Below are 8,095 nucleotides of genomic sequence, written 5' to 3' on the forward strand. Positions count from 1 at the left end.
CCTAGCCAAAGCCCAGATACTTTTCCCATTCTATTTATTAAAAAAATAATTTAACCCGCAGAGCCTATACATTCCACTCAAATTGTCCATCTTCCTTAATGCTGAAGAAATCAGAATATCCAAGATCAAATACTTTTTCTGCTAAATTTTCAACCTTAACTTTATTCTTAACAAGCTGTGCATATGGTCCAGCGTAAGATATATCGCCTTGAACTATAAAGCCTGTAAGAACATCGTCCTTTATAACAGCCTTCTTGTAAGTGTCTCCATATTCATATGTCACTACATCGTAGCTGTCATCTGCTGGTGTAGTAAATCCTAGAGAAACTGTTGGTATTCCCATGAAGTTCATAGTGTTTTTGAATTCGAATCTATCAGTTAGGAATTTTTCTACGCCTGCCATGTTGCTTGCTGCAACTATACCTTGTTTTGTAGCTAGTGGCCAGATTCCTGTTCCTGTTACGTCGCCTGCTGCATAAACGTCTTTTACGTTTGTTTCGCATTTGTCGTTTATTATGATTCCTCTTCCAGCTTCTATTCCTGAGCCTTCTATTAAGGCTATGTTAGGTTTTACACCAGTTGAAACTATTAATAATTCGCAGTCTAGTTTTTCTCCATTTACATTTACGCCAGATACGTTGCCTTCTTCATCTAGGAAAACTTCTCCTATGTTGCATGATGTAATTATATTTACACCTTTTGCTTTGAATTTATCTGCGTAAACACTTGCTGCTTTTTCATCTAATTGTTTGTCTAATATACGATTTTCCATCATCATTATAGAAATTTCTTCTATGCCATCTATTTCTAATAATCCTGATAGTGCATCTATACCAACTAAACCTCCACCTATTATAGCAACCTTCTTGCAGTGTTTTGCTTTTTCTCTGATTGCTATAGCATCTTCTATGTTTCTAAGAGGGTAGATGTTTTTTCCTTCTCTTATGTTTTTGATAGGAGGAATTGCTGCATTTGCTCCAGATGCTATTAATAATTTATCGTATTTTTGTTCTTCAGTTTTTCCATCCTTTTCGTATTTTACAGCCTTATTTTCTGTATCTATTGATGTTACTGTTGCTTTTTTTATCCAAGCTGCATTGTTCTTTTCCATGAAATCAGCGTCTACGAAGTTAATTCCTTCTACTGTTCTATGTTCTGATATTACATGGTGTAGCATACAACGAGAATATATATTTTCATCCTTTGATATAACTACTATATTTACGTTTTTGTCTAATTTTCTAAGAGTTTTCACTGCATCTACGCCGGCAGCACTTGCACCTATTATTACATAAGTTTTTGGTCCTATTTTAGATGCTGGAACTTCGATTTCGTTAGTAGATGTATCTGCTTTTTTACCAATTCCTAGAATATTCTTTAATTTATCTATCATATTAATCTTCCTCCTCTTGTAATTCTAATGCACCACTTGGGCAGTTATATACACATAGAGGAATTTCTTCTCCTTGGCATAAATCACATTTTACGATTTCTTGCTTAGTTCTGTCGTCTGGTTTTAGTATTCCATATGGGCAACTCATGACACACATATAACATGAACCACATTTTTCCTTGTCATATGAAACTATTCCTGTTTCAGGATCCTTTGACATAGCTCCACTCATACATGTAAGAACGCATTCTGGTTCGTCACAGTGTCTGCAAGTTAGTGGAACTGGATGGCCTGAGCCATCTAGTTCTATATGATTTCTGCTTTCTGTATCTATACTTTGTAAATCTATGAAATATTTATCTTTATTAACATCAATAAAGCTATCGAATTTATGTTTTTCGCCACAGCTTCTAGTCATGCATGCTACTACACAACTTTTACAGCCTGTGCATAAATCTTTATTAATTATTATTCTGCGCATATTTCCCACATCCTTAAAAATTAATTATTTTAAGCCTAAGCCTTTTCTTCTATCCATTATTTCTGCTTCTAATATTTCTGCTGAAGCCACTGGATCTGGATTTATTATTACACTACCTCCAGTGATGTCTTTTAATCCTTCAGTTAAAACTTGAGCTACTAATGGTCCACCTGTTACGAATGGTGGTAAAGCTAAGTGAAGTGGTAAACCTAAAGCTAAACCGAATGCTCCATCAGCTAATGCTTGTTCTTCTAACCATTGTGGTGCAGAAAGAGCTACTGGTAATTGTGGTATATCTACGCCTAATGCTGCAGCTAATTCACTTACAACTATTTCTATTCTACCTATTGCTAGACATGGACCAAAGTTTAGTACTGGTGGTATATTTAATTTCTTACATACTGCTTTTAGGTTTTCTCCTGCTAATTCTTCTGCTCCTGGAGACATTAATCCTACGTTTTCAAGTCCACCTGTTGAACATCCAGCTGATAATACTAAGATGTCTTTTTTGATTAATTCTTTAACTAATTCTACTGTATGAACATCATGTCCACCTGCAGTCATGTTAGAGCATCCTACTACACCAACTACACCCTTGATAGTTCCGTCAGCTATTAAGTCTATTAATGGTTTCCAAGTTCCACCTAAGAATTCTTTTAGGTTCTTTTCACTTACACCAGTTAGAGATTCTGCATAACCGTGATCTTTAGGTATATCTATAGTTACGTTTCCTCTTCTTGCTTTGTAAGCTTTTACTGCTTCGTCTATTAATTTAGCATCTATTTCATCGAATTTATCTCTATCTAATTGGATTAATTCTGCATTTTTCTTCTTAGCAACATCGTCTAAGCATATCATCTTAACTTGTAGTTTGTCAGCTATTGGTTCTAATCCTGGTAATGTACAGTTGAATTCTGAAACTACCATGTCTATAGCTCCTGTAGCTAATACTGCTTCACTTGTGTAGTTGTTTCCAGCGTGTCCTTCAAATACTTCTTTATAGTGTTCTCCTCTTAATTGTAAATCTTGACCTACACATGTACATCCTACTAATTTTAATCCCTTAGCTCCTGCTTCTTGAGCTATTTTTACTACTGCTGGGTCTTTTAATTTTTCTTGGAAGCTTGCAAATGTTGAATGTTGATGTCCAGTTACCATTATGTTTATGTAGTCTTCATCTATTACTCTGAATCCAACTGGTGCCATTCTTATGATAGGATCTCCTAAAACTATATCGTTTAATAGGTTAGTTAAAGTTAATCCATATAAACCAGTAGCTATACCTAATGATAAGCAGTTCATTAACATATCAACTGGGTCTGAGTTTAAGTTTGTAGAAGATTTTACACATCCGTCGAATACTTCTGATTTAGCTCCACCAGGCATGATTCCTAGTTCTTTCCATTTTTCAACTCTCTTTGGATATGCTAGTTTTTCAACTAATTCCATTTTTTCGTATCTTGGTTTGTATAAATCTGCTAATATTGCTTCAGCTATTTTTACACATCTCTTATGTGGATCGTCGTCGAATATTCCTAATTCTTCTCCTAATATATCTAATGCTTTTTGGCTTTTTATAACGCCGTTATTTTCACCAACATGTTTTACGTTTAGAGCTGTATTTTCAACAACGTGTAGATAACAAGCTGCCCCTGCTGATACCGCTCTTAGGAAGTTTCTTGCAACTATTGTATCTGCATCTGCTCCACATATTCCTCTTGGTGATTTTGGAGTAACTCTACAAGGTCCGTTTGAGCATAGTCTACAGCAAACACCTTGAAGACCGAATCCACATTTTACTTTTTGATCTATAGTTCTTTGGAATGCTGTTTCAAATTCTCCAGCCTTTGATGCTACGAAGCTTTCTAATCTTTTATCTGCACTTTCACACATTTTACAACTATTACAATTCATATTTTTCTTCCCCCTATTAATTATTTTTATAATAAATCTTTAATTATTTTCCCTATCTCATAAATATGAAATAGATTTTTATTTCATAACATTTATTTCACTCAATTTATATATACCATTTTTTCCCTTTTTTAAACATTTCTTTGTTAAATTTTTATTTTATTTTTTAATACTATTTCAATTTAAATTATTATTGTGATATATTGTAAATTTTGCTATAATATAAGTGAAATTAAAAATTCAAAAGGAGGCTTTTAGTATGGCTTATAAAATAACTGACGATTGTGTAGCTTGTGGTTCATGTGCTGATGAATGTCCAAACGACGCTATAACTGCAGGAGATGACAAATACAGTATAAACGCTGACGAATGTTTAGATTGCGGTTCTTGTGCTGATGCTTGTCCAAACGATGCTATAGTAGAAGGCTAATAACCAAGAAACTATCTGAAGTTTCCACTTTGGATAGTTTTTTTCCTGGATTTTAATTTTAAAATACGACATCGATAAGGAGAAAAATATGGCTTACGTAATAGGTGATGCTTGTATAAGCTGTGGTGCATGCGAATCAGAATGCCCTGTAGAATGTATATCAGCTGGAGACGACAAATATGAAATAAATGCAGATTCTTGTATAGAATGTGGATCTTGTGCTGATGTATGTCCTGTGGAAGCTCCATGCGCTGAATAATAACGGAAATAATTAACTGAAAAAGCCAAATGGATTTATATACTTCCATTTGGCTTTTATATTTATAATCTTTTTCTTATATTTTCTCTGCCTGGAATTACTTCTAACGCCAATTCTCTTTTGTTGTCGTAAACTCATTCCTTTATTCTCCTATGTCATTTTGTATTTTAATTAATATAAATTTTTAAATTCTTCTATATTAAACTTTTTAAAATGAGGTATCGCTCCATATCTACCCTCTAAATAAGCTTTTAAGATTTTTTTATCAAATCTAGGTCCAAAATCTTCTAAAGAATATAATTCTGTTTTACCTTTATTATCTTTTTCGGCAAACCAAACTTCATCTCTTCTCAATAATTCTAAATCCAATATTGCATCCTCATGAGTAGTGACTATAAGTTGAACATTCTTTTGTTCAGCTATTTCTAAAAATAATTCTATAAATTTATAAGTTAAGTTAGGATGTAAACTCCTATCTATTTCATCTATAACAAAGACTTTATCTTCAGAGTTTAATAATATCTCAATTAAATCCATAAGCCTTCTAGTTCCATCAGATTCTTCAGATAAATAAAAATCCATTTCTTGATTTTCATGTTTAAAAGCTAAAACCTTTATTTTTAAATTTTTATTTTCATCCAAAGTTATTTCGTAAAATTGCTCATTTCCCCTAATGTTTATAGTTGTAGCTAATCCATTTAATAACTTTTCTTTTACATCTTCTAACAGTATTCTAGGTAGATCTCTTCTTACTTCATCAATATCAGATTCAATCAAATTAAAATTTGTTATACCTGTTCCGAATAAATTTAATGTTTTCACAATATTTTCATTAAAATTCATATCATCACTTAACATATATTGAAAATTTGTTATCGGTGCAGATGCAAAATTAATATCTAAAGTATCATAAAACCATTTATAAATTTTTCTAAAAATCATAAATTCATTATTATTTTGATATAATATATTCTTACTTCTATTTATTTCATTTAAAAATAAAGTTTTATTATTTAACTTACTATCTTCAAAATATACATCAAATCTAGTTTTATTATTAATATCTTTAAACTTCATACCATGTTTAAATTCATTATTTTCAAGATTTCTTTCAAATATTAATTTTTCTTTATTATTACTTATATCATATAACCATTCCCCAGTTATTTCCTTTTTAGATATTATTACATTAAATCCATAAGCATAATATTTATTATCTATCAATATTTCATATTCAAAACTCGTATTCTTATATTTATTTTGAGGATTACCTTTAAAAAATGATTCTCTCGGAATATCTTTAATGCTTTTTAAAATAATATCTCTTGAATAAAACATAGCTTTTATTAAATTAGACTTACCTGATGCATTAGCACCATAAACAGCAGCAAATTTTAATAAATTAGCTTTATTGGTCTTAATCAAATGATTCTCTTTTTGTCGCACTTTACCAGAAAACATACTTAACTCTGTATTATCATCAAATGAAAGAAAATTTTTCACATTAAATCTAAGTAACATACAACTTATCACCTCTTTATTTATAATAATATGTGATTTTTTCACTTTATATTATATATTATTCTCAAAATATAATAAAGTTAATCTATTGTATTTTATTAAAATAAACTTTAACATAAAAAAAGAACTGCTACATAAGTTAATTCCATTAAACTTATGCAACAGTTTTTCAATTTATATAAATCCCGATTTAATCTTCTTTCATAAGATATGATAAAGTAAATAGGCTTTCTGTCAAATTTACATTTTCAACTATAATACTTGAAGGTACATCTAAATCCATTGGAGCAAAGTTCCAAATACCCTTTATTCCAGAGCTAACTAATCTATCAGCTAATTCTTGAGCACCATTTTTAGGTACACATAAAATAGCTATATCTATATTGTTAGCTTTTACAAAAGATTCTATATCGTCCGAGTCTAAAATTTCAAAATCTCTTATTTTTAATCCTATAATTTTAGGATTAGCATCAAATAACGCTTTTATTTCAAATCCTGCTTTTCTAAATCCTGAATAATTAGCTATAGCCTGCCCTAAGTTCCCTGCTCCTATTAGAATTGCATTGTATGGTCTGTCTAGCCCTAGAATTTTTCCGATTTCTGTGTGAAGAGCCTCTATATTGTATCCATACCCTTGTTGTCCAAATCCGCCGAAATTGTTTAAGTCTTGTCTTATTTGTGATGCTGTAAACCCTATTATATCACTTAATTCCTTTGAAGAAATTCTCTGCACATCGTTATCAAGTAGGTCCCCAAGATATCTGTAATATTTTGGTAATCTTCTGATAACTGCCATTGATATATTCTTGCTTGCCATCATCTCACCTCTTTCATTCAATATTTTTATCATAATATAATTAAATAATACCACAACCATTAAATAATACCATATTTTTTAAATAGTTTTATATATCCTTGATTATATTATATCAAAAGTTTATAATTTTAGATAGTTTAAGCAGATAAACTTTAGTTATTAAATTATAAATTATATAAATAAATTTTAAAAAAAATTAAAAAGAAAGGAAAGGTTTAAAACTGATGATCATTTTATCTTGTAATAATTTGAATAAAAGTTTTGGTGTAGATTCAATCCTTGAAGATATTAGTTTTACTATAAACGAGGGTGACAAAGTCGGTATCATCGGTGTAAATGGTACTGGAAAAACAACTTTATTTAAAATTATTTCCAATGAGTACGGGTATGATAGTGGTGAAATTTACACTTCTAAAGATTGTGAAATTGGTTACTTGGAACAAAATACCAACTTTTATTCGGAAAACACTATATTAGAGGAGGTTTTAGAAGTATTTAAACCTCTTATAGAAATGGAAGAAAATTTAAGGGAGCTTGAGGTTAAAATAGCAGAGGAAGGAAGCAAGCCAGACTCTAAAATCCTAAATAAATTAATGGATGAATATTCACATAAAATGGAATCATTTGCGGCTAATAACGGCTACGGGTACAAGTCTGAAGCTAAGGGAGTTCTTATCGGTCTAGGATTTAAAGAAGATGATTTTGACAAACAGGTCAACGTTTTATCTGGGGGAGAAAAAACTAGAGTTCTTTTAGGTAAGCTACTTCTTAAAAAGCCTACTTTATTACTTCTAGACGAACCTACCAACCATCTAGATTCTGAAGCTATCGAGTGGTTGGAGTTCTTCTTAAAGCAATACAAGGGTACTGTTATGCTTATTTCCCATGATAGATATTTTCTAGATCAAGTGGTAAATAGAACTTTTGAAATCTACAATAAAAAGCTTAAAGCATATAATGGTAACTACTCTGCCTTCATAGAATTATCAAAGGTAGAGAAGGAATTAGAAATTAAAAAATACGAAGACCAACAAAAGGAAATCAAAAAACAAGAGGAATCAATAGAAAGACTTAAGGCTTACGGTCGCGAAAAACACTTGAAAAGAGCCAGAAGTAAGGAAAAAGCTCTTGATAAAGTAGAAGTTCTTGATAAACCAGAGCTATACAGAAAAAAAGCTAAAATATCCTTTGATCCTTCTGTGGTAAGTGGTAACGACGTAATTCAGATAAAAGATATGTCTATGGGCTTTGGCGACAGAATTTTATTTAAAGATCTAAAT

9 protein-coding genes are annotated in these 8,095 nt (G+C 31.0%); 3 read left to right on the forward strand and 6 right to left on the reverse strand.

From position 1 onward, the window contains the following. Positions 1-64 precede the first annotated feature (64 nt). The 3 genes from ACI3VO_RS16390 to cooS are packed head-to-tail and all read right to left on the reverse strand — an operon-like array spanning position 65 to position 3,788. Positions 65-1,393, reverse strand: coding sequence for an NAD(P)/FAD-dependent oxidoreductase (locus ACI3VO_RS16390; protein WP_439758940.1), 1,329 nt, complete (start codon positions 1,391-1,393; stop codon positions 65-67). A gap of 1 nt (position 1,394) precedes the next feature. Next, positions 1,395-1,874 (reverse strand): 4Fe-4S dicluster domain-containing protein, encoded by a 480-nt coding sequence (locus ACI3VO_RS16395; RefSeq protein ID WP_439758941.1) that lies wholly within the window; start codon positions 1,872-1,874, stop codon positions 1,395-1,397. 24 nt (positions 1,875-1,898) lie between these two features. Beyond that, positions 1,899-3,788 carry an anaerobic carbon-monoxide dehydrogenase catalytic subunit gene (cooS, locus tag ACI3VO_RS16400; RefSeq protein ID WP_439758942.1) on the reverse strand — a complete coding sequence of 630 codons (1,890 nt, stop codon included), beginning with the start codon at positions 3,786-3,788 and terminating at the stop codon, positions 1,899-1,901. A gap of 259 nt (positions 3,789-4,047) precedes the next feature. On the opposite strand from cooS, the gene ACI3VO_RS16405 reads away from it, so the two are divergent. Together ACI3VO_RS16405 and ACI3VO_RS16410 are read left to right on the forward strand one after the other, a co-directional pair. Then, positions 4,048-4,218: a DUF362 domain-containing protein gene (locus tag ACI3VO_RS16405; protein WP_320627301.1), complete on the forward strand. Its 171-nt coding sequence runs from the start codon at positions 4,048-4,050 to the stop codon at positions 4,216-4,218. 88 nt (positions 4,219-4,306) lie between these two features. Beyond that, positions 4,307-4,477 carry a DUF362 domain-containing protein gene (locus ACI3VO_RS16410; protein ID WP_320627302.1) on the forward strand — a complete coding sequence of 57 codons (171 nt, stop codon included), beginning with the start codon at positions 4,307-4,309 and terminating at the stop codon, positions 4,475-4,477. Positions 4,478-4,489: 12 nt separating this feature from the next. Here ACI3VO_RS16410 and ACI3VO_RS16415 read toward each other — a convergent pair whose 3' ends face one another. From ACI3VO_RS16415 to ACI3VO_RS16425, 3 genes are all read right to left on the reverse strand, one after another. After that, positions 4,490-4,615 (reverse strand): hypothetical protein, encoded by a 126-nt coding sequence (locus ACI3VO_RS16415; RefSeq protein WP_439758943.1) that lies wholly within the window; start codon positions 4,613-4,615, stop codon positions 4,490-4,492. A gap of 33 nt (positions 4,616-4,648) precedes the next feature. After that, on the reverse strand, positions 4,649-5,998 hold the full coding sequence (locus ACI3VO_RS16420; protein ID WP_439758944.1) for an AAA family ATPase: 1,350 nt from the start codon (positions 5,996-5,998) through the stop codon (positions 4,649-4,651). A 190-nt stretch (positions 5,999-6,188) separates the two neighbouring features. Further along, a complete protein-coding gene (locus ACI3VO_RS16425; RefSeq protein WP_320924949.1) occupies positions 6,189-6,815 on the reverse strand; it encodes a redox-sensing transcriptional repressor Rex in 627 nt (208 codons plus the stop codon). Positions 6,816-7,039: 224 nt separating this feature from the next. Here ACI3VO_RS16425 and ACI3VO_RS16430 point away from each other — a divergent pair. Next, the coding region (locus ACI3VO_RS16430; RefSeq protein ID WP_439758945.1) for an ABC-F family ATP-binding cassette domain-containing protein at positions 7,040-8,095 on the forward strand (1,056 nt) is incomplete at its 3' end.

Source organism: Intestinibacter sp. (assembly GCF_051866655.1).
Lineage (GTDB): Bacteria > Bacillota > Clostridia > Peptostreptococcales > Peptostreptococcaceae > Intestinibacter.

Bases quoted from the DNA above. Each gene is read 5' to 3' on its own strand.
- cooS (WP_439758942.1), bottom strand. From the start codon at position 3,788: ATGAATTGTAATAGTTGTAAAATGTGTGAAAGTGCAGATAAAAGATTA.
- ACI3VO_RS16425 (WP_320924949.1), bottom strand. From the start codon at position 6,815: ATGGCAAGCAAGAATATATCAATGGCAGTTATCAGAAGATTACCAAAA.
- ACI3VO_RS16395 (WP_439758941.1), bottom strand. From the start codon at position 1,874: ATGCGCAGAATAATAATTAATAAAGATTTATGCACAGGCTGTAAAAGT.
- ACI3VO_RS16420 (WP_439758944.1), bottom strand. From the start codon at position 5,998: ATGTTACTTAGATTTAATGTGAAAAATTTTCTTTCATTTGATGATAAT.
- ACI3VO_RS16405 (WP_320627301.1), top strand. From the start codon at position 4,048: ATGGCTTATAAAATAACTGACGATTGTGTAGCTTGTGGTTCATGTGCT.
- ACI3VO_RS16410 (WP_320627302.1), top strand. From the start codon at position 4,307: ATGGCTTACGTAATAGGTGATGCTTGTATAAGCTGTGGTGCATGCGAA.
- ACI3VO_RS16415 (WP_439758943.1), bottom strand. From the start codon at position 4,615: ATGAGTTTACGACAACAAAAGAGAATTGGCGTTAGAAGTAATTCCAGG.
- ACI3VO_RS16390 (WP_439758940.1), bottom strand. From the start codon at position 1,393: ATGATAGATAAATTAAAGAATATTCTAGGAATTGGTAAAAAAGCAGAT.